17 protein-coding genes are annotated in these 21,962 nt (G+C 73.3%); 9 read left to right on the forward strand and 8 right to left on the reverse strand.

Annotated features, from left to right (window positions below; all coding sequences use genetic code 11):
• Positions 1-597: 597 nt before the first annotated feature.
• Positions 598-1,047, forward strand: coding sequence for a PTS glucose transporter subunit IIA (locus ACFYW3_RS16105; RefSeq protein ID WP_351760759.1), 450 nt, complete (start codon positions 598-600; stop codon positions 1,045-1,047).
• A 73-nt stretch (positions 1,048-1,120) separates the two neighbouring features.
• Positions 1,121-2,791, forward strand: a complete 1,671-nt coding sequence (gene ptsP, locus ACFYW3_RS16110; RefSeq protein ID WP_351760762.1) for a phosphoenolpyruvate--protein phosphotransferase — start codon at positions 1,121-1,123, stop codon at positions 2,789-2,791.
• A gap of 85 nt (positions 2,792-2,876) precedes the next feature.
• On the opposite strand, the gene ACFYW3_RS16115 is transcribed toward ptsP, so the two are convergent.
• Complete coding sequence (locus ACFYW3_RS16115) at positions 2,877-3,797, reverse strand: hypothetical protein (protein ID WP_389386601.1); 921 nt, start codon at positions 3,795-3,797, stop codon at positions 2,877-2,879.
• A gap of 58 nt (positions 3,798-3,855) precedes the next feature.
• Positions 3,856-5,832, reverse strand: coding sequence for an acetoacetate--CoA ligase (locus ACFYW3_RS16120; RefSeq protein WP_351760768.1), 1,977 nt, complete (start codon positions 5,830-5,832; stop codon positions 3,856-3,858).
• Between the two features lie 97 nt (positions 5,833-5,929).
• Here ACFYW3_RS16120 and ACFYW3_RS16125 point away from each other — a divergent pair, with 97 nt between their 5' ends.
• The gene (locus tag ACFYW3_RS16125; protein WP_351760771.1) at positions 5,930-6,067 is read left to right on the forward strand and encodes a hypothetical protein; all 138 of its coding nucleotides are present in this window, start codon (positions 5,930-5,932) and stop codon (positions 6,065-6,067) included.
• Positions 6,054-8,411 (forward strand): glycoside hydrolase family 31 protein, encoded by a 2,358-nt coding sequence (locus ACFYW3_RS16130; protein WP_351760773.1) that lies wholly within the window; start codon positions 6,054-6,056, stop codon positions 8,409-8,411. The genes ACFYW3_RS16125 and ACFYW3_RS16130 overlap by 14 nt, the downstream gene beginning before the upstream one ends.
• Before the next feature lie 19 nt (positions 8,412-8,430).
• On the opposite strand, the gene ACFYW3_RS16135 is transcribed toward ACFYW3_RS16130, so the two are convergent.
• Entirely contained in the window at positions 8,431-8,940 is a 510-nt protein-coding gene (locus ACFYW3_RS16135; protein WP_389386602.1) for an NUDIX domain-containing protein, read from the reverse strand.
• Between the two features lie 32 nt (positions 8,941-8,972).
• Here ACFYW3_RS16135 and ACFYW3_RS16140 point away from each other — a divergent pair, with 32 nt between their 5' ends.
• The 4 genes from ACFYW3_RS16140 to ACFYW3_RS16155 all read left to right on the forward strand — a co-directional run bounded on the left by ACFYW3_RS16140 (position 8,973) and on the right by ACFYW3_RS16155 (position 11,747).
• Positions 8,973-9,689, forward strand: a complete 717-nt coding sequence (locus tag ACFYW3_RS16140) for a M15 family metallopeptidase (RefSeq protein WP_389386754.1) — start codon at positions 8,973-8,975, stop codon at positions 9,687-9,689.
• 13 nt (positions 9,690-9,702) lie between these two features.
• Positions 9,703-10,041, forward strand: a complete 339-nt coding sequence (locus tag ACFYW3_RS16145) for a DUF962 domain-containing protein (RefSeq protein WP_351760783.1) — start codon at positions 9,703-9,705, stop codon at positions 10,039-10,041.
• A gap of 63 nt (positions 10,042-10,104) precedes the next feature.
• Positions 10,105-10,560, forward strand: a complete 456-nt coding sequence (locus ACFYW3_RS16150) for a Zn-ribbon domain-containing OB-fold protein (protein WP_389386603.1) — start codon at positions 10,105-10,107, stop codon at positions 10,558-10,560.
• Entirely contained in the window at positions 10,557-11,747 is a 1,191-nt protein-coding gene (locus ACFYW3_RS16155) for a lipid-transfer protein (protein ID WP_351760787.1), read from the forward strand. Before ACFYW3_RS16150 ends, ACFYW3_RS16155 begins: the two co-directional genes overlap by 4 nt.
• Positions 11,748-11,962: 215 nt before the next feature.
• Here the strand turns inward: ACFYW3_RS16155 and ACFYW3_RS16160 are convergent, their stop codons facing one another.
• From ACFYW3_RS16160 to ACFYW3_RS16175, 4 genes are read right to left on the reverse strand one after another with little or no spacing between them, the layout of a single operon-like run.
• Positions 11,963-12,589, reverse strand: a complete 627-nt coding sequence (locus ACFYW3_RS16160; protein WP_351760790.1) for an ATP/GTP-binding protein — start codon at positions 12,587-12,589, stop codon at positions 11,963-11,965.
• Positions 12,570-13,019 carry a DUF742 domain-containing protein gene (locus ACFYW3_RS16165; protein WP_351760793.1) on the reverse strand — a complete coding sequence of 150 codons (450 nt, stop codon included), beginning with the start codon at positions 13,017-13,019 and terminating at the stop codon, positions 12,570-12,572. The genes ACFYW3_RS16160 and ACFYW3_RS16165 overlap by 20 nt, the downstream gene beginning before the upstream one ends.
• 10 nt (positions 13,020-13,029) lie before the next feature.
• Positions 13,030-13,467: a roadblock/LC7 domain-containing protein gene (locus ACFYW3_RS16170; RefSeq protein ID WP_053681826.1), complete on the reverse strand. Its 438-nt coding sequence runs from the start codon at positions 13,465-13,467 to the stop codon at positions 13,030-13,032.
• Positions 13,464-16,382, reverse strand: coding sequence for a nitrate- and nitrite sensing domain-containing protein (locus ACFYW3_RS16175; protein WP_389386604.1), 2,919 nt, complete (start codon positions 16,380-16,382; stop codon positions 13,464-13,466). The genes ACFYW3_RS16170 and ACFYW3_RS16175 overlap by 4 nt, the downstream gene beginning before the upstream one ends.
• A 409-nt stretch (positions 16,383-16,791) precedes the next feature.
• Here ACFYW3_RS16175 and ACFYW3_RS16180 point away from each other — a divergent pair, with 409 nt between their 5' ends.
• On the forward strand, positions 16,792-17,217 hold the full coding sequence (locus tag ACFYW3_RS16180) for a hypothetical protein (protein ID WP_389386605.1): 426 nt from the start codon (positions 16,792-16,794) through the stop codon (positions 17,215-17,217).
• Positions 17,218-17,268: 51 nt separating this feature from the next.
• Here ACFYW3_RS16180 and ACFYW3_RS16185 read toward each other — a convergent pair whose 3' ends face one another.
• Positions 17,269-21,951, reverse strand: coding sequence for a hypothetical protein (locus ACFYW3_RS16185; protein WP_389386606.1), 4,683 nt, complete (start codon positions 21,949-21,951; stop codon positions 17,269-17,271).
• Positions 21,952-21,962: the final 11 nt, after the last annotated feature.

A 21,962-nucleotide genomic window follows, 5' to 3' on the forward strand; every position in this document is an offset into this window, starting at 1 on the left:
AAGGAACCTCATCCACCGAAATGGACGGGGTATCAACTTTTGGCGTTGATTTTTGGCACGCTGTTGAGTTCTCAAGGAACGGACGCTTCCTTTGTTCCTGTTTCCAGGCCCTCCGGGCGCTTCCTTCGTTTCCGACTCTATCAGACTCTTTCGTGTCCGAATCCCGGTCGAAGCGGGTTTTGCTTTTGCCTTCCAGGGGGCCGCTTTCGCGTTTTCCCTTTTCGGCGATTCCGACTCTACCAGTGGATTCTCGCGACTCCGACCACTTGCCGTTCTGCCAAAAAGGCACACGAAAAGGCGGAGAGTGAAGATCAATACTGGAGAGGGGGTTCCCGTCCATCAGCAGTTCGCGAGATGTTCACGCGGTGCGTCCCGGCGGGAGTCACGACAGTACAGGTCGACCAGTGCCCAGGCAAATCGATTCAGGCGTATGGTCTAGTCCACTACGTTGGTGTCGCGGCCGCACGTCGCAGCCCCTTCCAAGGGGTGCACTTCGTGCGGAACCGGGACATCTCATGACTTACCCTTCTCAAAGTATGCCGTCCAGGACAGGTTGTGACGGCGACACGAAGAAGCCCCACCCCTGGGAGGCCCTCCATGACCAGCGTGACGTCCCCACTTGCCGGGCGCGCCATCGGACTCGCGGCAGTGCCCGATCCGGTGTTCTCCGGCGCGATGGTGGGACCGGGCACAGCCATTGATCCCGTGCGCGAGCCCTCGGAGGCGGTGTCCCCCGTCGACGGTGTGGTCGTCTCGCTGCACCCGCACGCGTACGTGGTCGTCGACGGCGAAGGCCACGGGGTGCTCGTACACCTCGGCATCGACACCGTTCAGCTCAACGGCGAGGGCTTCGAGCTGCTCGTGAACAAGGGCGACACCGTGACGCGCGGCCAGGCCGTCATCCGTTGGAACCCCGCCGCGGTCGAGGCCGCCGGCAAGTCCCCGGTCTGCCCCGTCGTGGCGCTCGAGGCGACTGCCGACTCGCTCTCCGACGTCGTCGACGAGGGTGACGTCAAGACCTCGGACGTTCTCTTCAGCTGGCAGTGACGTGTCCGCCTCCACAAGTGGGTCGGACATTCAACGCGGCGGCGGGGCCGTCGCTCAATCGGAGACGGGTGTAATGGAGACAACGCTGCGAGGCGTCGGCGTGAGCCACGGTGTGGCGATCGGCGAGGTACGGCACATGGGCACGGCCGTTCTCGAACCGCCGGCCAAGCAGATCACCGCGGCCGAGGCGGAGCGCGAACAGGGGCGCGCCCGTCAGGCCGTGGAGGCCGTGTCGGCCGACCTCGTCGCGCGGGGCCAACTGGCCGGCGGCGAGGCCCAGCACGTGCTGGAGGCCCAGGCGATGATCGCGACGGACCCCGAGCTGATGGCGGACGTCGACCGTCGGATCGCCGTCGGCAGCACGGCCGAGCGCGGCGTCTACGACGCGTTCGCCTCCTACCGCGACCTGCTCGCGGGGGCCGGTGAGTACATGGCGGGGCGCGTGGCCGACCTGGACGACGTGCGCAACCGCATCGTGGCGCGCCTGCTCGGTGTGCCGATGCCGGGCGTGCCCGACAGCGACGAGCCGTACGTGCTGATCGCCCGGGACCTCGCTCCCGCCGACACCGCGCTGCTCGACCCCGCGCTGGTCCTCGGTTTCGTGACCGAGGAGGGCGGGCCGACCAGCCACAGCGCCATCCTCGCGCGGGCCCTGGGCGTACCGGCGATCGTGGCGCTGCCGGGTGCCGGTGAGATCGCCGAGGGCACCCTGATCGCCGTCGACGGCAGCACGGGTGACCTGTTCGTGGACCCGTCGGCCGAGAAGCGGGCCGAGCTGGAGGCCTCGGCCGCCGAGCGCAGGGCGGCTCTCGCCGCCTCGTCCGGTCCGGGCGCCACCTCCGACGGTCACAAGGTGCCGCTGCTGGCCAACGTCGGTGGTCCGGCGGACGTGCCGGCGGCCGTCGAGGCGGGGGCCGAGGGTGTGGGCCTGTTCCGTACCGAGTTCCTGTTCCTGGACGACAGCAAGAAGGCGCCGTCCGAGGAGAAGCAGGTCGAGTCGTACCGCAAGGTGCTGGAGGCCTTCCCCGAGGGGCGGGTCGTGGTCCGTGTGCTGGACGCCGGCGCGGACAAGCCGCTGGACTTCCTGACCCCGGGCGACGAGCCGAACCCGGCGTTGGGCGTGCGCGGGCTCCGGTCGCTCCTGGACCACCCGGACGTGCTGCGCACGCAGCTCACCGCGCTGGCCAAGGCCGCCGCGGGGCTGCCGGTCTACCTTGAGGTCATGGCCCCGATGGTGGCCGACCGGACCGATGCCAAGGCGTTCGCGGACGCGTGCCGCGAGGCCGGTCTGCGGGCGAAGTTCGGCGCGATGGTGGAGATCCCCTCCGCCGCGCTCCGGGCGCGCTCGATCCTCCAGGAGGTCGAGTTCCTGTCGCTGGGCACGAACGACCTGGCGCAGTACGCGTTCGCCGCCGACCGGCAGGTCGGGGCCGTGTCGCGGTTGCAGGACCCGTGGCAGCCGGCGCTGCTCGACCTGATCGCCATGTCGGCCGACGCCGCCAAGGCCGAGGGCAAGAGCTGTGGTGTGTGTGGCGAGGCCGCCTCGGACCCGCTGCTCGCCTGTGTGCTGACGGGTCTGGGTGTCACCTCGCTTTCCATGGGTGCCGCCTCGATCCCCTACGTGCGGGCGACGCTCGCCAAGCACACGCTCGCGCAGTGCGAGCGTGCCGCCGCGGCGGCGCGTGCGACGGACACCGCCGAGGAGGCCCGCGCGGCCGCCCAGGCGGTGCTGTCCGGGGAGTAGCCGGGGCACGTCTTCGATGGAGGGGCCTTCGCCGGTGGCGAGGGCCCCTCGGTCGTTTCCGCGGTCGTCTCCCCACACGTCCGGGTCAGTGGTGGGGGCCGGGATCGTCCACCTCGTAGCCGGGGCAGTACTCGACGCCCGGTTCGGGGGCCACCGGGTCACCGGTGTCGGCGTCGGTGCAGTAGGCGTTGAACACCGCCGCCGCGGAGAGGGGGACCAGCCGGCCCCGGTCCAGGCGCCAGCCGTGGACGCGGTCCTTGAACTCCTCGGTGGTGCTGCGCAGGACCAGTCCCCCGGCTCCGCCCAGGGCGATGCCGGCGGCCAGGACCGTCATGAAGTCGAGGCCTTCGCGGCCCTCGATGCGGGGTGGTCGGTCCTGGTCGGCGGTGGTGTCCGCGTGCAGCACGGCGACGAGCTGTTCCGTGTCGGTGGGGATGCTGCACACGAGGTGGTGGTGGCCGGGGCCGGCCCCGTCGACCAGGCGTTTCACCGCGTCGGCGGCCCGCTCGAAGGAGGCTCGGCCGATGTCCTCGCCGCAGTCCGCGCAGGTGCCGGCCTCGGCGAGGAGCGTGCCGGCGTACTCCCAGGTGGCTTGTCGGACGGCCTCGTCGAGCAGGAGCGGGACCAGTTCCTCGATGGGTTGGCCCTGGTACGGCAGGCCGGCGCCGCTGCCGGCGAGCCCGGCGGTGTAGCGGGTGCGGGTGTCGGCGGTGTCCGGATCCAGGCCGTGGTGGGCGCAGTAGTCGGCGTACTCCTCGGGATCGAAGAGGGCGACGGTGGTGTGGATGCCCTGGGCCGCGAGGGAGCGGAGCAGGGCGTCCATGTGGCGGAGGTAGTCCTGGTGGTCGTCGAAGGTGAAGCTGCGGTAGCCGCGCATGGCCGCGAAGTCCCCGGCGTCGGCCAGGAGGCCGACCGTGCCGGGGACTTCACGACGCAGGGTGCGGCGCAGGACCCGGTGGCGTCGGGTGCCCGGGGTGTCGTTCGAGCGGGTGTACTTCGATGGCATGGCTCCCCCTGAGTGATGCGACGATTCGCTCACTCACCGTAACCATGACCACTGACAGTCACTTTCGGGTGCGGGCCAGCTCCGCGTAGAAGTCGAGGAGTTCCGGACGGTCGACCGAGCCGAGGTTGACCGCCTTGGCCAGGGGTGCGCCCTGGAGGAGGCGCTTGACCGGGACCTCGATGCGCTTGCCCGTGAGGGTGTGCGGGACCGCCGGTACCTCGATGATCTCGTCGGGGACGTGTCGCGGGGAGAGTTCGGCGCGGATCGTCGCCTTGATGCGGTCGCGCAGGTCGTCGTCGAGTGTGGCGCCGGGCGCGAGGTGGACGAACAGCGGCATCCAGTAGCCGCCGTTCGGTTCCTCCAGGCCGATGACCAGGGACTCCTTGATTTCCGGGAGGCGTTCGACGGCCTCGTAGATGTCGGCGGACCCCATGCGGACGCCCTGCCGGTTGAGGGTGGAGTCGGAGCGTCCGTGGATGATCACCGATCCGCGGTCGGTGAGGGTGATCCAGTCCCCGTGGCGCCAGGCACCGGGGAACATCTCGAAGTAGCTCTCGCGGTAGCGGCTGCCGTCGGGGTCGTTCCAGAAGTGGATCGGCATGGAGGGCATGGGGTTGGTGACCACGAGCTCGCCGACCTCGCCGATGACCGGCTTGCCGGAGGGGTCCCAGGCCTGGAGGTCGGTGCCGAGGCCGGGCGCCTGGAGTTCGCCGATGTACACGGGGAGGGTCGCGACCCCGCCGGCGAAGCAGCTGCACACGTCGGTGCCGCCACTGACGGAGACGATCCACAGGTCCTCGGCCACCTCGTCGTGCAGCCAGCGGAAGCCGTCGGGCGGGAGCGGGGAGCCGGTGGTGGCCACGGCCTTCACGGCGGACAGGTCGAAGTCACGGGAGGGATGGACCTCCGCCTTGCGGCAGGCCATCACGTACGCGGCGGAGGTCCCGTAGAGGGTGGCCCCGGTCCGCTCCGCGATCCGCCACTGGGCACCGGTGTCGGGGAAGCCGGGGCTGCCGTCGTAGAGGACGACCGTGGTGCCGGTGAGCAGGCCGGAGACCAGGAAGTTCCACATCATCCAGCCGGTGGAGGTGTACCAGAAGAACCGGTCCTCGGGCCCCAGCTCGCAGTGCAGGCCGATCTGCTTCAGGTGTTCGAGGAGGATGCCGCCCTGGGACTGGACGATGGCCTTGGGCAGGCCGGTCGTGCCGGAGGAGTAGAGGACCCACAGCGGGTGGTCGAAGGGGACCGCCTCGAAGACGGGCTCGGTGTCGGCGGCGGTGAGGTCGGCCCAGGCGCGGGTGCCCTCGGGGGCGGGGGTGCCGAGGAGGGGGATGTGCACGACGGCGCGCAGGGAGGGGAGCTCGGCGCGCAGTTCGGCGACGGTTTCGCGGCGGTCGTGTTCCTTGCCGCCGTAGCGGTATCCGTCGACGGTGAACAGGACGACGGGTTCGACCTGCTGGAAGCGGTCCAGGACGCTGCGGGCGCCGAAGTCGGGGGCGCAGGAGGTCCAGACCCCGCCGACGGAGGCGGTGGCGAGGAAGGCGACGACGGCTTCGGGGATGTTGGGGAGGTAGCCGCTGACACGGTCGCCGGGGCGCACGCCCGCGGCGCGCAGTTCGGCGGCGAGCGAGCCGACCTGGCGGCGCAGCTCGGCCCAGGTGACGGGGGTGGGCTCGTGGGTCTCGTCGACGCTGATCAGGGCGGGTTCGTCGGCGCGGGCCGGGTCCTCGCCGGCGCGCAGGGCGTGTTCGGCGTAGTTGAGGGTGGATCCGGTGAACCAGCGGGCGCCGGGCATGGAGCGGTCGGCGAGCACGGAGGTGTACGGGGTGGTGAACCGTACGTCGAACCATTCCGCGATGGCCTGCCAGAAGGTGTCGAGCGCGTCGACGGACCAGCTGTGCAGGGCCGGGTAGCCACCGTCGGCGGGGGCTCCGAAGCGCTCGGCGGCCCAGGCCTGGAAGGCGGTGATCCTGGCCGCGGCGATCCGGTCGGGGCTCGGGGACCAGAGGGGTTCCGGCTGGGTGGCTGAGGTCATGGGTCGGCTCCCGGTCAAGTCTGTGGCTCGCGCTTCGTGTGCGTGGGTGCCGTCGCGCGTTCGGTGCGCGCGCGGCGGCTCACAGGGACCATGCCATGTGATCGACATCAGCACCAGGGTCGTCATGGGCGGCGCGTTGTCCCCCGGCGTCGCCCCGCCGGTGGGTGAACGGGAGCTGAACGCGGCCCGCGCGGCCGAGGGCCGGTGGCAGGGTGAGCGGCATGGACGGTCGTGATCTGGTGCGTGCGGTGATGGAGATCGGTACGGCGGGTGGGAGGCGCGCCTGGCGTTCGGCGTTGCGCCATCGGCGCGCGGACGCGGTGGGGCTTGCGCGCCGGGGCGCGGAGCGGGCGCGGGTGCCGGGGGTGCTCACGGGTACGGAGCCTCGGCCGGGCGGTGGTGTGCTGCGGTTCGCGCGTTCGGAGCTGCTGGTACGGGTGACCGTGGGCGGGGCGGTGTTCTGGGGCTGGGACGGGGCGGAGCCGACCCCGTCGTACGCGGTGGTGGGCGGCGGGCCGGAGCCCGATCCGCGGGCGGTGCTGGAGCCGGACACCGGGGGTGGCTGGCGGGTGGTGTCGGAGCGGGTGACGGTGGCGGTGTCCCGGCACGGGGCGGTGGAGGTGCGCACGCCGGGCGGGACGGTGTTGCGGCGGGAGTTGCCGCCGCGCTGGTGGGAACCGGTGGAGGGGTCGGCCGGCGAAGGGGCCGGCGGGGCGCGGTGGCTGGTGCGGGCGGAGGTGCCGGCGGACGCCCGGTTCTTCGGGCTGGGGGGTCGGGCGGGCGGGCCTCGGCTGCGGGACGGGTCGTACCGGCTGTGGAACACCGATCCGAAGGGTGGGTTCGGGCCGGGGGACGATCCGCTGTACATCACCATGCCGGTGCAGTGGGTGGTGGCGGACGCGGGCACGCACCTGGCGTTCCACGACAACACGTGGGACGGGCGGGTGCTGCTGCGCGAGGGTCAGGAGGGGGCCGGGTCGGGGGCGGATCGGCCCGGTACGAGCGAACTGCGCCTGGAGGGCGGGCCGTTGCGCTGCTGGGTGTTGGTGGGGACGCCGGCCCGGGTGGCGCAGGGCTGGGCGGCGCTGACGGGGTCGCCGGCGGTGCCGCCGGAGTGGGCGCTGGGGTACCAGCACGCGCGGTGGGGGTTCGGGAGCGCGGCGGAGGTGCGGCGGGTGGTGGCGGGGTACGTGTCGCGGGGGTTGCCGCTGTCGGCCGTGCACCTGGACATCGACCACTACGACGGGCACCGGGTGTTCACGGTGGACCGGGAGCGGTTCCCGGACCTGTCGGGTCTGGCGCGGGAGTTGTCGGATCAGGGGGTGCGGCTGGTGTCGATCGTCGACCCGGCGGTGAAGACCGGCGACGCGCTGCACGACGCGGGTCGGGAGGTGGGGTCGCGGGGGGCCTTCGTCCGGGACGCGGCGGGTGAGGAGGTCCGGGGTGAGGTGTGGCCGGGCGAGTGCGTGTACCCGGACTTCACGGATCCGGCGGTGCGCGCGTGGTGGGGCGGGTTGTACGAGGAGCGGCTGAAGCAGGGCTTCGCCGGGGTGTGGCACGACATGAACGAGCCGGTGTCGTTTGCCCCGTTCGGGGACGCGACCCTGCCGAGGTCGGCGCGGCACTCGCTGGAGGGGGTGGGCGGGGATCACCGGGCCGCCCACAACGTGTACGCGCTCGGGATGGCGCGGGCGGGGTGGGAGGGGTTGGTGCGGTTGCGGCCCGAGGAGCGGCCGTTCCTCTTCTCCCGTTCGGGGTGGGCGGGGATGCAGCGGTACGGGGGTACCTGGTCGGGGGACGTGGAGAGCGGGTGGGAGGGGCTGCGGGCCTCGCTGGCGCTGGTGTTGGGGCTCGGTTTGTGCGGGGTGCCGTACTCGGGGCCGGACGTGGGCGGGTTCGGGGGTTCGCCCTCCCCCGAGTTGTACCTGCGGTGGTTGCAGTTGGGGGCGTACCTGCCGTTGTTCCGGACCCACTCGGCGATCTGGGCGGGGCGGCGGGAGCCGTGGGAGTTCGGGCCGGAGGTGGCGGAGCACGCGCGGGGGGTGTTGGCGGAGCGGGAGCGGCTGCGGCCCTACCTGGTGTCGCTGGCCCATCTGGCGCGGCGGACCGGGGCCCCTTATGTGCGGCCGTTGTGGTGGGGAGCGCCCGAGGACCGGGTGTTGCGGGACTGCGAGGACGCGTTCCTGCTGGGGGACGCGCTGCTGGTGGCGCCGGTGTTGGAGTGCGGGGCGGACCGGCGGGCGGTGCGGCTGCCGCGCGGGCGCTGGTACGACACGGTGACGGAGGTGGTGTACGAGGGGCCCGGGCAGGTGCTGTTGGACGCTCCGCCGGGCCGGATGCCGGTGTTGGCGCGGGCGGGTTCGGTGGTGCCGGTCCGGGGCGGGGACGGGTCGGTGGTGTGGGAGGTGTGGGCTCCGGCGCGGGGGCGCACGGGCGGCGGGGTGGTGATCCGTGATCCGGGGCCGGGGTTCGAGCCGGGGGTGGTGGAGCGGTACTCCGTGCGGTGGGTCGGGGAGTCGGTGGTGGTGGAGGACGAGGCCGGGGAGGTGGTGGAGGGGGTCGTGGTGCGGGGGCTCTGAGGGCCCCCGCCGGGGGGCGTCAGGCGTAGGCGCCCGCGAACCAGGCGGCCACCGCTTCGGTGTGCAGGGGGAAGGCCAGGTCGGTCGGTTCGCGCAGGAGGTGCCAGCCGGTGGTCTCGTCGGTGGCGACGGACTCCGGGAGGTCGGCGGCGGGGCGGCGGGGCAGCAGGCCGAAGAGGAGCAGGTGGCCCGCCGGCGAGCTCTTGGCGTCGGCCAGGGTGATGTCGGAGGCGGTGGCCTGAATGCCGGTCTCCTCGCGCAGTTCGCGGACCACCGCTTCGCGCCAGTCCTCGCCGAAGTCGATGAAGCCGCCGGGGAGGGCGACGCCGCCCAGGGCCGGTTCGATGGTGCGGGTGATGACGACGAGGCCGGTGCCGTCCGCGTCCTCGACGGGAAGGAGGGTGACGGCCACCGGGAGCGGGTTGCGGTAGGCGGTGGCGCCGCACGCGGCGCACCTGCGGGGCCAGGCGGTGGTGTCGAACGGGGCTCCACAGGTGGAGCAGTGGGCGTTCCTCGGCTGTTCCGGCATCCGGTGATGGTATGTCAAGGCGTATGAGGACGATGGTGGTCGTGGCATTGTCGGGTGCGCTGGTGACGGGTGTGACGGGTGTGACGGGGCCTCCCCCGCCGGGGTTGGTGGCGGAGGAGGTCGCGCCGCCGGGGTTCGTGGCGCTGGCGGACGTGGATCCGACGATCGGTCAGGACATGCGGTACGCGTCGGCGCGGAACTTCACGGGCCGGCCCGTCGAGGGGTACGAGGAGCCCGTCTGTCTGCTCGCGCGCCCGGCCGCCGAGGCCTTGCGGCGGGCTCAGGCCCGTCTCCTGCGCGAGGGACTGTCGCTGCTCGTGTACGACTGCTACCGGCCGCAGCGGGCCGTGGACCGGTTCGTGGAGTGGGCCGCGGACGAGGGGGACCAGTCGACGAAGGAGGAGTTCTACCCGCGGGTGGACAAGTCCCGGCTGATCCCGGAGGGCTATGTGGCCCCGAGGTCGGGGCACAGTCGCGGGAGCACCGTGGACGTGACGCTGGTGCGGGTGCCGGGCGGGGGGCCGGTGGACATGGGGACGCCGTTCGACTTCTTCGACCCGCTCTCCCACACCGACGATCCCCGGGTGGTCGGGGCGGCGCGGGGGAACCGGGAGGCGCTGGGGCGGGCGCTGGCCGGGCAGGGCTTCGTGAACCTTCCGCAGGAGTGGTGGCACTTCACGTACCGGCCCGAGGCCTTCCCCGACCGGTACTTCGACTTCCCGGTCTCTGTCGCGGCGGTGCGGCCCTGAGTACGGTGCCCGCATGACTTTCGGTTCGTACGAGGAATTCTGGCCCTACTACGTCGCCATGCACTCCAAGGCCGCGACCCGCTGGGTGCACCTCACGGGGACGCTCGGCGGGCTCGCCCTGTCCGTGTACGGGGTGGCGCGCGGGCGCGGGCGTTTCCTGGCCGCCCTGCCGCTGATCGGTTACGGGACGGCCTGGTCGGCGCACTTCCTCATCGAGGGGAACAACCCGGCCACCTTCGGGCATCCGGGGTGGTCGCTGCGCGGGGACGCGCGGATGATCCGGATGATGCTGGCCGGGCGGGACGCGGAGTTGGACGAGATCGCCCGGAAGTGGCTCGCCGAGAACCGGTGACCGGGAGCCTGCCCCGTGCGAGACTTTCTGACGATCCGTCAGGAGTCGATTCGGGGAGGGGCCTTGGAACGCACACGCACACCCGTCGTGAGCGGATGGTTCACCGGCACGGAGGCGGGCGGCGATTTCCGGCTGCTCGGCACCCGGTGTTCCGCCTGTACCGCCGTGTTCTTCCCGCGCGAGGACGTCTGCTGCCGCAACCCGCGCTGCCCGGGTGACGGGCGGCTCGCGGAAGTGCCGTTGTCCCCGCGCGGGCGGGTCTGGTCCTACACGGACGGGCGGTACCGACCCCCCGCGCCCTATGTGTCCGACCCCGCCGAGCCCTGGGAGCCGTACACCCTGGTCGCGGTCGAGCTGGAGGCCGAGGGGATGGTCGTGCTCGGGCAGGCGGCGCCCGGAGTGAGCGTCGCCGACCTGGCGGTCGGGATGGAGGTCGAGGTGGTCGACGGGGTGCTGAACGAGGACGCCGAGACCGTCTGGACCACCTGGCGGTTCCGGCCGGTGGAGGTGCGCGCGTGAGCGCCGACGTGGCCGTCCTCGGTGCCGGGATGCATCCGTGGGGCAAGTGGGGTCGGGGGTTCGTCGAGTACGGGCGGATCGCCGCCCGCTCGGCGCTGGCCGACGCCCGGCTCGACTGGACCGACGTGCAGTCGATCGTCGGGGCCGACACCGTGCGCTCGGGCTATCCCGGCTATGTGGCCGGGGCGACCTTCGCGCGGGCGCTCGGCTGGCAGGGCGCGCGCGTGACCAGCGTGTACGCGGCCTGCGCGTCCGGGGCCCAGGCCATCGGGGCGGCCCGGGCGCAGATCCTGGCCGGGCTGGCCGACGTGGTGCTGGTGGTGGGCGCGGACGCCGCCCCCAAGGGGTTCTTCGCCCCTGCCGGCGGGAACCGGCCGGACGATCCGGACTGGTTGCGCTTCCGGGTGCTGGGCGCCACCAACCCGGCGTACTTCGCGCTGTACGCCCGTCGGCGGATGGCGCTGTACGGGGACACCGGTGAGGACTTCGCGCGGGTCAAGGTGAAGAACGCGGCGGCCGGCGCGCTCAACCCGCACGCCCGCTACCGCAAGACCGTGACCGCCGAGGAGGTGGCGGCCTCCGCGATCGTCGCCGACCCGCTGCGGCTGTTGGACATCTGTGCCACCTCCGACGGGGGCGCCGCGCTGGTGCTGAGCAGCATGGACTACGCCCGCTCGCGGGGGGTCGCGGACCCGGTGCGGATACGGGCGGTGTCGACGGTGACGCCCACGTATCCCCGTACCGTCCTCGATCTGCCGGACATCGCGACCGATTCGATGACCGCCGTACGGCCGGCGGCCGGGTCCTTCCGGGCGTCCATCGCCCGCGCCGCGTACGAGGAGGCGGGGCTGGGACCGGACGACCTGTCGCTCGCGGAGGTGTACGACCTGTCCACGGCGCTGGAGTTGGAGTGGTACGAGGACATCGGCCTCTGCGGTGAGGGCGAGGGCGCCAAGCTCGTCCGGGAGGGGGCGACCTCGCTCGGGGGCCGGGTGCCGGTCAACACCAGCGGCGGGCTGGCCTCCTTCGGGGAGGCGGTGCCGGCGCAGGCGATAGCCCAGGTGTGCGAGCTGACCTGGCAGTTGCGGGGCACGGCCGGGGAGCGGCAGGTGCCGGGCGCGCGGGCCGGGATCACCGCGAACCAGGGGCTGTTCGGGCACGGATCGGCCGTCGTCGTCGTACGGTGACCCGCGCGCGGCGACGAGCGTGGTCCGGGGGCTTGACGACCCCTTGTGGTGGGTTCACACTCGCTGCACGGTCCCGCGCCGCGTCCGGGATCCCGTGACCCCCCATGAGAGCTGCGGCCCGTACCCCAGTCGGCGGGGGTACGGGCCGCCTCCATGCGCGGGGGTGACCCGAGAGTGGTGGGGATCGGTCGGCGAGTCCCTCGCGGGGCGTTCGTTCAGGCTCCGGCGGTCGTCATCCGGCGGCGGGCCCGGGCCAGTGACATGGCGTGCTCCACGACCCCCACCAGCACGTCCTTGACGGACTCGCGGTCGCGGGCGTCGCACAGCAGCACCGGTACCCCGGCGTCGAGGTCGAGGGCCTCCCGGACGGTCACCACCGGGTGCCGGTCGGCGCCGTCGAAGCAGTTGACCGCGACGACGAAGGGGATGCCGCGCCGCTCGAAGTAGTCGACGGCGGCGAAGCAGTCGGCGAGCCGGCGGGTGTCGGCGAGGACGACCGCGCCGAGGGACCCCTGGGCCAACTCGTCCCAGAGAAACCAGAAGCGGTCCTGTCCGGGCGTGCCGAACAGGTAGAGCACCAGGTCCTCGCGGAGGGTGATGCGGCCGAAGTCCATGGCCACGGTGGTGGTGGTCTTGCCCTCCACTCCCCCGATGTCGTCGATGCCGATGCCGGGTTCGGAGAGTTGTTCCTCCGTCCGCAACGGTCTGATCTCACTCACCGCACCGACCAGGGTGGTCTTGCCCACCCCGAAACCGCCCGCGACCAGGATCTTCAAGGTCAGCGGCTCGACCGGCGACACGGCATGCATCGCGCCGGTGCGGCTAGAGCGCCCGAAGGCCATTGATCACCTCTCGCAGAATGGATTCGTCGGGCAGTTCGGCCGGGGGTACCGGCCGGGTCACGTGGACCAGTTCGTCGTCCACGAGATCGCCGATCAGGACGCGGACGACCCCGATCGCCAGGTCCAGATCGGCGGCGAGTTCCGCCACCGACCGGGGGCGCCCCCGGCAGAGCCCGAGGATGTGGGCGTGTTCCGGGGACAGGGTCACGTCCCAGACCGGGTCGTCGGCAGCCGATTCGGCGACGACGAGCGCGATCAGGTCGAGGCGGTGCTGACCCGAGTGGCTGGTCCGGCCGCGGGTCATCGCGTACGGGCGGACGACCGGGCCCGCGTCGGCGTCGAACCAGAGCGTGGGCTCGGGCACGGTCTCGGGCACCGTCTCGGGGCTGCCGGGGATGTCGGCGGGATGGTCCTGACCTGAATGGCTCATGCCGTCCGACTCACCCTCCGGCTGGCAGCCCGGTGCGCGGGGTGGTCGCCAGGTGGTCGCCCACTCGCTTGACCATCAGGGTCATCTCGTACGCGACCTGGCCGACGTCGGACTCGGCGTCGGCGAGCACGGCCAGGCAACTGCCGTCGCCGGCGGCCATGACGAACAGGAAGGCCTCGTCGAGCTCGACCACGGTCTGGCGGACCCGGCCGGAGTCGAAGTGCCTGCCCACGCCCTTGGCCAGGCTGTGGAAGCCGGACGCCACGGCGGCCAGGTGCTCGCTGTCCTCCCGCGTCAGGTCCTTGGAACTGCCGGTGGGCAGGCCGTCACCGGAGAGGACCACCGCCTTGCGGATGCTGCCGACCTTGTCGACCAGCTCGTCGAGGAGCCAGTTGAGCGGGCCGGAGCCGCGGCCCCTGGTGTCGTTGCCGGTCTGCGGTGCGGTCATCGACCGTCCCCTTCGTTCTCGTTTCCGGGATCCGCGGCGGCGGGGGTGCCCGTCGCGGTCGCGGACTGCTGCGATGCGTGCTGATTGCGTCCCGCGGTCCAGCCGCGCTGGAGGGCGGACATGCGGGTGCGTACCTCCTCCGCGTCCCGGTCCTCGACCGGTTCGGCGGCGGCTTCGGCCGGGGCGGCGGCCGGGGAGTTCTTGAGCTGGGGCGCCAGATTGGCCTGGCGGACCCGGCGGGGCAGGCCGGCGGGGGCCTGGGCCGGCCTGGGGACCCGGGCGGCCCCGGAGGCCTGCGGGGATCCGGGGGCTTCGGGTCGGGGGGTCTCGGGTCGGGGGGTCGCCTCGGGCTGGAGTCGGCCGGCCTTGCCGACCGGCGAGAGCGGGGAAGCCGGGCGCGGTTCCACGCGGCGGCCGTGCTCCGCCACCAGGGTCGGGGCGGGACGACGGCGGGGCAGGGGCACCGTGCCCGAGCCTCGCGGGGCGTCCGGGTGGGCCGCGGACACGGTGTCCAGGCGCGGGCGCGGGGGCCGTACGGGGCCGGTCGGGGCCAACGGCTCGCGGTCGCCGTCGCCGTCGTGCTCGCGGTTGAGATCCCGCCGGCGGTCCGCGCCGCGGTCACCGATCCTGTCGCCCTTCCAGGCCGCGCCGCGCTCCGCGAGCCGGTCGGTGCTCGGGCGGCCGGCGGGGCGCAGGCCCAACAGGGCGCTGCGCGGTATGCCTCCGGGCGGGGTCTCGTCGTCGAGGGTGGCCATCGGCGGCCGGCCGCCGACTCCGGTCAGGCCGGTGATGCCGGCGGTGACCTCGTCGGGGGCGGCGGTTTCGTCGATGCCGTCCAGTCCCAGGAGGCCGAGTGGGCTCTCCAGTTCGACCGGGCCGTTCAGGACGCCGGGGGGCAGCGGCCGACCGGCCGGCGCCCCCTCGATGGAGGTGGATCCCGGCCGGCCCGCGCCCTTGCCGATCTTCGCGGCGGCGGCGGGCTTGAGGCCGTCGAGGCGGATGCCGGTGCCGTTGGTGTCGGGGGCCTCGGTGAGCAGTTCCACCGGGAGGAAGACCACCGCGGTGGTGCCCCCGTACGGGCTGGGCTGGAGGACGACCCGGATGCCGTGGCGGCGGGCGAGCCGGCTGACCACGAACAGGCCCAACCGGTCGGTGTCGGACAGTTCGAACTCGGGTGTCTCGGCGAGCCGGAGGTTGGCGTCGAGGAGCGCTTCGGGGTTCATGCCGAGGCCGCGGTCGTGGATCTCCAGGGTGAAGCCGTTGGCGACGCGTTCGCCGTGCACCTGGACCGCGGTGTGCGGCGGCGAGAACACGGTGGCGTTCTCCAGGAGTTCCGCGACGAGGTGGGTGACGTCGGCGACGGCGGGGCCCTCGATGCCGATGCGCGGCAGGCGCCGCACCTCGACGCGCTCGTAGTCCTCGACCTCCGCGACGGCGGCGCGCACGACGTCCATCAGCTGGACCGGCTTGCGCCACTGGCGGGAGGGGGCGGCGCCGGAGAGGATCACCAGTCCCTCCGCGTGGCGGCGCATGCGGGTGGTCATGTGGTCGAGGCGGAAGAGGTCCGCGAGTTCCTCGGTGTCCTCGGTGCGCCGTTCCATGGTGTCGAGCAGGGTCAGTTGGCGGTGCAGCAGAACCTGGTTGCGGCGGGCGAGGTTGACGAATACCTCGGAGACGCCCCGGCGCAGTTCCGCCTGCTTGACGGCCGCCTCCACGGCGGCGCGCTGGAGGCTGTTGAGCGCGAGGGCGACCTGGCCGACCTCGTCCTTCTCGAATTCCAGCCGGGGGGCTTCCGTCTCCACGTCGACGTGTTCGCCGGCGGCGAGCCGGCGCATGACGCCGGGGAGGCGGACGCCGGAGGCCTCGTGGGCGTCCTTGCGGAGCCGGGACAGGTCGCGGATCAGCTCGCGGCCGATGCGTACGGACAGGACGAGGGAGACGAGCAGGGCGATGAAGCCGAGGATGCCGGCGACGGCGGCCTGGACGAGGACGTTCATGGCGGCGGGTTCGACCCGCCGCTGGTAGCGGTCTCCGGCCTCGGTGCCCATGGTGGCGAGGCTGTCGAGGACCTTGCCGGCGGCCTCGTCCCACTGGGCGGCGGTGAAGGCGCGCGGGTTGCGGCGGGCGCCGGCGGTGATGAACCGTTCCTCGGCGTCGCGCAGGGCCTTGGTCTCGGGGCCGCTCCAGTAGTGCTCGAAGAGGGTGCGGTCCTCGGCCGGGAGGGTGGCGAGGTTGAACTCGTAGAGCAGCGCGCGGTTGGCGGCGAGATCCGAGACGCCGCGGACGTCGGCGGGGCTGACGACCTTGGCGGCCAGGGCCGCGGCGATGACGGCGTCCTCGCGGGAGAGCGTCTCGCGGGCCCGGGTGATGCCGACGAGGGCGCGACCCTGCTTGTCCATCTCGACGTTCTCCAGGGCGTGGAGATTCATGAGGAACTCGTGGCAGGGGTCGACGAGGCGGCTGTAGAGCTCCAGGGCCTGGTTCGTGTCGAGGCTGTTGCGGTCGACGGACCGGCGCAGTGCCTCGATGCCGCGGAAGGCTTCGAGGATGGAGCGCAGGCGTTGGGCGGTCTCGGGGGCGAGTTCGTCCATCACCTCCGGGTCCTTCGCGTTCTCGGTGATGGTCCGCACGGCGGCGTCGGTGGCGGCGCGGCTCCTGGTCAGCTCGGCGGTGGCGGCCGAGGCCCGCGGGTCGCCGATGAGGACGAGGGTCTGGCGGCGTTCCTTCTGGATGACCCGGACGACGTCCTCGATGGGGTATCCGACCTTCTCGATGACGTACGCGACGTCGAGGAGTTGGACGGCCTGTCGGCCGGTGATGACCGTCGAGAAGCCCCAGAGGGCGGTCAGGGAGACGAGCGGCACAAGGAGCAACGCCACGATCTTCCGGCGGATGGACTTCCCGCGAAAGCGCATGGCCTCCCCAGCCTCCCCCAGCTCAACCCCGTTGGCGGGGGTAGGTGTTCCGTCATTTAAACGGCGTGAGCCTACTACTGCCACCGGGCGCCTTCGAAGGCCTGTCCGGACGTTTTCGGCCGACACCTCCGGTGAAGATCACGAGTTGTCCGATAGATCCGGTCAAGTCCAGCCCGATATGTGGCACATGACACCTGGTGGCCCATCGGTTCCCGCACGGGGGCGGATGGCTGGAACTCTTCGTTCCGTGCTGTTCGGGCGCTCGGGAGAAGTCCGCGATGCGGGAATCTCCGGGCCGTCCCGGACGTCTGTCTGTTCGAGGGACGTTTTGGGGACACTTTGGTGGAGACGTTCGGATCGTCATCGTCGGGGACGCATGGCGGACCGCGTTGTGGGGAGTGAGCGGAACATGAGGATGTACGAAGAGGACGGCGCGGTGACGGAGGGGCCCGGGCACGGGCTGTGGATCGAGGAGCCGGCCGGGCGGTACCGGTTGCCCGACCCGGTACGGACGTCCGCGGTGCGGGCGGTGCTGATCGTCGCGGTCACCCTGACCCAGTCCACGATCACCTTCTTCCTCGCGTTGACCGGGTCCTGGCTGGTGCTGCCGATGGCGCTCGTCGCGATAGCGGGCACGGTCGTGGCCACGTGGGGCGTACTGGACGTACTGATCACCCGGCAGACGTGGAACCAGCGGTACGGGGTCGTCTCGGCGCCCGGCAGCGCCGCCCGCGCGGGGCGCCGGGAGCGGGGTTCGGACCGGGGGCACGCCGGTGCGGGACCGCCGGCGTCCCGGCCCGCCCGCATACGTCACCCCGCCGCCGGCCGGGGGTAGTCCGGCCCGGAGCGGGGTGGCGGGGGTACGAGGCGGCCTGAGCGGGTGCGGTCAGGCGCCCACCGCGGAGCGGCGGTACATGCGGGTGGCCGTGATCTCGCCGTGGATCGTCTCCTCGTCGGGCGACTGCTGGGGCAGGCCCGGACGCAGGTGCTCCTCGACGCTGATGTACTTCAGGCCCGCGCGCAGGTCCGCGTCGTTGCGCAGCCGGATGACCAGCGGGAACTCCGCGAGCGCCGTGGTGTCGAACAGGCCCGTGGTGTAGAGGAGTTGGACGCCGAGCGCGTCCGAGACGGCCCGCTGGAGCTCCAGCAGGTACGTGGCGTTCGCACGGCCGATCGGATTGTCGAGGAACAGCGTGCCCGCGTGGCGGTGCTTGTCGCGGCCCCGGTCGTTGCTGCGCAGCGCCGCCATCGTGCAGTACAGGGCGATGGCGGCGGTGAGCAACTGCCCGCCGGAGAACACGTCGCCCATCTGGCCGACCGGGACGCGCTCGGCGCGCAGGACCGCGTCCGGCTTGAGGATCTCGACCGCGATGCCCTTGGGCTCCAGTGCGGCCTGCACGCCGCGCAGCAGCAGGGACATGCCGTCGCGCCGGCCCTCGCCGAAGGAGGCCGCGCTGTTCTTCTTCACGGCAGCGCGGGTGGCCTCGTCGATGACCTCTCCCAGTCGCTCGGTGAGCGTGGCCTGGTCGGGCTCCTCGAAACGGATGCGCAGGAACTCCTGACCCGACCACTCCCCCAGGCCCTCGGGCAGTTGGGAGAGCCGTTGGGCGGAGCGCAGGGTGGCGAGGGCGGACTCCACCAGGCCGCGCAGCCGGTCGACGATGCTGCCCCGGTTGCGTTCCAGCTGTTCCAGCTCGTCGGTGAGCACGCGCAGTCGGGGCGCGAAGGCGGTGGCCCAGGCGGCGGCGTGTTCGGGCAGGGCGGAGGCGGGGAGTTCGCGGATCTGCTGGCGGGCGGGGGTGCGCACCTGCTCGTAGCGGTTGGCGTTGGCGTGCCGGACGAGGATGTCGCTCGCCTCGCGCACGGCGGATTCCGCCGCGGAGAGGTCGGCGGCGCAGCCGCGCAGGGAACGGCGTGCCTCGGTGGCCGACTGGCGGGCCTCCTCCAGGGACCCCGGGTGGGGCACCGGCTCCTGCTCGTCGTCCTGGTGGGTGTGGTCGCGCAGCAGGTCCCGGAGCAGGGCCGCGGTCTCGTCGAAGCCGCCGGCGCCGTCCTCGGCGGTGCGGTGGGCGCGCAGCAGGTCGGCGTGGGCGGCCCGGGCGCTCTCCACGGCGGCGGTGTGGGCGGCGAGCCGGGCGGTGGCGGCGCGCAGCATGCCCTGGGCCTGTTCCACGTTCTCGGGGACGAGGTCCTCGGGGAGTTCGGTGTGCGCCTCGCCCTCGGCGGGTGCGTGCCGTTCGGCCTCGCCGCGCAGTCGGCCGAGCTGCTCGCTCGCGGTGGAGGCGCGGGTCTCCAGCATCTGTACGAGGGATTCGGCGCGGGCGGCGGCGGCCTGCCGGGACGGGCCGTCGGCTCCGTCGGTGCCTTCGAGGAGTTGGGCGGCGCGGGTGCGGACCTTGTTGGTGAGACGGTCGAGTTCGGCGAGGGCGGCGCTCTCGGCGCTCTCGGCGCGGGCCTGTTCCGCGCGCAGGTCGGCGCCGACGCCGACCTTCTCGTAGAGCTGTGAGGCGGCCCGGTAGGCCTCGCGCAGGTCGGGCAGGGGGGCCTTGGCGGAGCCGTCGTCCGCCGGGAGCGGCTCGGGGGCGCCGGCGATCTCGGAGCGTTCGGACCGCAGCGCGCGGGAGGTGCGGCGGGCGTCGTCGGCGGCGCGCTGGGCGGCGCGGCGGTCCTCGTCGGCGGCGCGGGCCCGGTCCAGGCAGGCCTCGGCGCGGGCCTCGGACTCGGCGGCCTCGTCGGCGAGTTCGCGCAGCCTGGCCTGCCAGCCGGCGCGCTCGCGAAGGCGGTGGGCGAGGCCGGCGAGGGCGTCGGCGACGCGGCGGGCGCGCTGGGCGGTGTCCTGGCGTTCCTCGCGGACGCGGGCGGCGTCGGCGGCGGCCTCGTCCGCCTCGGCCCGTACGGTGCGGGCCTCGGCGAGTTCGGCGTCGGCCTCCTCGGCGAAGGCGCGGGCGGCCTCGACGTGCCGGGCGAGTTCGGCGAGGCGGCCGGGCGGGCAGCCGGTGCGCCAGGAGGCGAGTCGGGCGGCGAGTTCGCGGTCGCCGGAGAGTCGGGCGGCCAGGTCCCGGATCTCGGTGTCGCGGGCGGTGGCGCGGGTGCGCAGGGCCTGGCGCTCCGCGTCGGCGGCCTGCTCGTCGTGCATGGCCGGGTTCGGCGACACGATGAAGATGCCGGAGACGTCGTTGTCGGCGTCGGCCGGGGGCAGGGGCGCGAGCAGGGCGGCGGCGGTGCCGACCGCGACGGTGGAGCGGGGCAGCAGGGCGGCGCCGGAGAGGACCTCGCGGGCCCGGGCGTGGGTGTCGGGGTCGGTGATGACGACGCCGTCGACGAGTTCGGGGCGGGCGGCGAGGACGGCGGCGTGGTCGGCGGGGTCCACGGACTGGGCGAGGTAGCGCCAGCCGGGGAGGGCGGGGATGCCGTGTTCGCCGAGGTACTCGACGGTGGCGAGGACGTCGGGTCCGGGCGGCAGGAGTCCGCCGTCGCCGAGGGCTCCGAGGATGCGGGCGTCGTCGGCGGCGGCGGTGCGCAGCTCGAAGAGCTGGCGTTCGGCTGCCGCGACCGAGTCGGTGAGCAGGGTGCGGAGGTCGTCGGCGCCCCGGTCGAGGTCCTCGACGGTGAGGCCGCCGTGGACCGCGGGGCCGTCGGTGGTCTCGGGGCCCTGGTCGGGGTTCGGGGGCGTGTCGCTCGGGCCGTCGTCGCCGCGCGGGTGCGGGACGGTGGCGTCGGGGGCGCCCGGGAGGCCCAGGAGCGCGGCCAGGCGCGGGGCTTCGGCGAGCGAGGCGGCGGCGCGGGCCTCGGCCTCGTGGGCGGACTCGGCGGCGTCGGCGGCGTCCGCGGCGCGGGCGGCGGTGAGTTCGGCACGGGATTCCGCGGTGGCGGCCTCGCGGGCGGTCTCGGCGGCGCCGCGTGCGGCCTCGCGGGACTCGTCCCAGGCGGCGACGGCGGTCTTCTCGGCGTCGCTGGCGGCGAGGGCGGCGCGGGCGGGGTCGGCGTCGGGTTCGGAGTCGTCGAGCCAGCCGGCGCGGACGGCCTCGGCGGTCTCCTGTCGGACCTCGTCGAGGCGGGCCCGGAGGTGTTCGGCCTCGCTGCGGGCGCGCTGGGCGGAGGTGGCGGCGGAGGTGGCGTCGCGGTGGGCGGTCTCGCCGACGGCCTGGAGTTCCGCGGACCGTTCCTCCTCCTCGTTGGCGAGGGTCTCGCCTTGTTCGGCGGCGGTGTGCAGGGCCCGTACGAGTTCGGCGGCGGCGGTGGCGCGGGCGGCCAGCGCCGGGGCGGCGTCCCGTTCGGCTTCGAGGATCGCGGCGGCGACGCGGGCGGAGCGGTCGGCGGCGGACCGGTGGCGCAGCACGATCTCGGCGGCCTGCCAGGCGGAATGCAGGGTGCGGGCTTCGAGGAGTTCGCGGCGCTGGGCGGCGGCGGCCTTGTCGGCGACGGTGAGGGCCAGCGAGGCGTGCCGGTAGGCGAGTTCGGCCGACACGGCGGCGCTGCGGCCGCGGGCGGTCTCGGCTCCGGTGACCTGGTGGGCGGCTTCGGTGACGCGCTGGGCGAGGTCGGCGGCGCGGCCCCGTTCCTCGACGGCGCGGGCGGAGAGCCGCCGGGCGAGGGTGCGGGTGCGGCGTTCGGCGCCGGCGTGGACGTCGCGCAGCCGGGAGCGGGTCTCGGCGGCTTCGACGATGCGGTGCAGGAGGTCGACCGAGCCGGCGGTGAACTCGCGTTCGGCCATGAGTTCGGCGCGGCGGCCGAGTTTGTTGCCGAAGCCGTGGACGAGGTCGGCCAGTCCGTCGGTGTCGCGGGTGTCGGTGACGGCGCGCAGCAGCAGGTCGGTGAAGTCGGAGTCCTTCTTGACGGCGAAGAGGCCGGCGGCCTCGCCCTCGTCGGCGTTCATCTCGCGCTGGTAGCGGAACAGTTCGGGGTCGAGGCCGACCTCGGTGAGGTGTTCGTTCCAGCGGTCGTGGATCTCCTCCCAGTACACCTCCAGGTGCGGGTACGCCTTGCCGGCGTCGGTGAGGGCGTCGCGGAAGCCCTTCATCGTGCGGCGGCGGCCCTGGGCGCCGGACGCGCCCTCGACGGGGGGTCGGACGGCGGTGGCCTCGGCGACGGGGAGGTTGTCGAGGCCGAGTCCCGGTCCGGGGCGGAAGGAGTACCAGGCCTCGGCGAACTTGCGGGGGTCGTTGGAGACCTGGCGGCCGCGCCATTCGCTGACCTTGCCGACGACCACGCACTCGCCGGTCCGGGTGTGCTGCCATTCCAGGGCGACGTGGCCGCAGTCGTCGGCGAGCAGGAACTTGCGCAGGACGCCCGAGCTGGCGCCGCCGAGGGTGTTGCGGTGGCCGGGCAGCATCACCGAGAAGATCAGTTTGAGGAGGACGGACTTGCCGCCGCCGTTCTCCAGGAAGAGCACGCCCGCGGGCGCCGGGCGCCGGGGCGGGCCGGTGGGCTCGTCCTCGAAGAACTCCGCCTGGGCGGGCGCCGGGTGGGGCACCGGTTCGCCGACTCCGCGCAGGTCGAGCACGGTGTCGGCGTAACGCGCGCCGGCGGGCCCGATGGAGTAGAGGCGGATCCGGGACAGCTCGTACATGGCGGCGGACT

The organism is Streptomyces sp. NPDC002602 (assembly GCF_042889445.1).
Taxonomy (GTDB): Bacteria; Actinomycetota; Actinomycetes; order Streptomycetales; family Streptomycetaceae; genus Streptomyces.

Coding starts and splice junctions, on each gene's coding strand:
- ACFYW3_RS16170 (WP_053681826.1), bottom strand. CDS start 13,467: ATGACCGCACCGCAGACCGGCAACGACACCAGGGGCCGCGGCTCCGGC.
- ACFYW3_RS16140 (WP_389386754.1), top strand. CDS start 8,973: ATGGTGGTCGTGGCATTGTCGGGTGCGCTGGTGACGGGTGTGACGGGT.
- ACFYW3_RS16105 (WP_351760759.1), top strand. CDS start 598: ATGACCAGCGTGACGTCCCCACTTGCCGGGCGCGCCATCGGACTCGCG.
- ACFYW3_RS16180 (WP_389386605.1), top strand. CDS start 16,792: ATGAGGATGTACGAAGAGGACGGCGCGGTGACGGAGGGGCCCGGGCAC.
- ACFYW3_RS16120 (WP_351760768.1), bottom strand. CDS start 5,832: ATGACCTCAGCCACCCAGCCGGAACCCCTCTGGTCCCCGAGCCCCGAC.
- ptsP (WP_351760762.1), top strand. CDS start 1,121: ATGGAGACAACGCTGCGAGGCGTCGGCGTGAGCCACGGTGTGGCGATC.
- ACFYW3_RS16175 (WP_389386604.1), bottom strand. CDS start 16,382: ATGCGCTTTCGCGGGAAGTCCATCCGCCGGAAGATCGTGGCGTTGCTC.
- ACFYW3_RS16160 (WP_351760790.1), bottom strand. CDS start 12,589: ATGGCCTTCGGGCGCTCTAGCCGCACCGGCGCGATGCATGCCGTGTCG.
- ACFYW3_RS16115 (WP_389386601.1), bottom strand. CDS start 3,797: ATGCCATCGAAGTACACCCGCTCGAACGACACCCCGGGCACCCGACGC.
- ACFYW3_RS16185 (WP_389386606.1), bottom strand. CDS start 21,951: ATGTACGAGCTGTCCCGGATCCGCCTCTACTCCATCGGGCCCGCCGGC.
- ACFYW3_RS16165 (WP_351760793.1), bottom strand. CDS start 13,019: ATGAGCCATTCAGGTCAGGACCATCCCGCCGACATCCCCGGCAGCCCC.
- ACFYW3_RS16135 (WP_389386602.1), bottom strand. CDS start 8,940: ATGCCGGAACAGCCGAGGAACGCCCACTGCTCCACCTGTGGAGCCCCG.
- ACFYW3_RS16130 (WP_351760773.1), top strand. CDS start 6,054: ATGGACGGTCGTGATCTGGTGCGTGCGGTGATGGAGATCGGTACGGCG.
- ACFYW3_RS16145 (WP_351760783.1), top strand. CDS start 9,703: ATGACTTTCGGTTCGTACGAGGAATTCTGGCCCTACTACGTCGCCATG.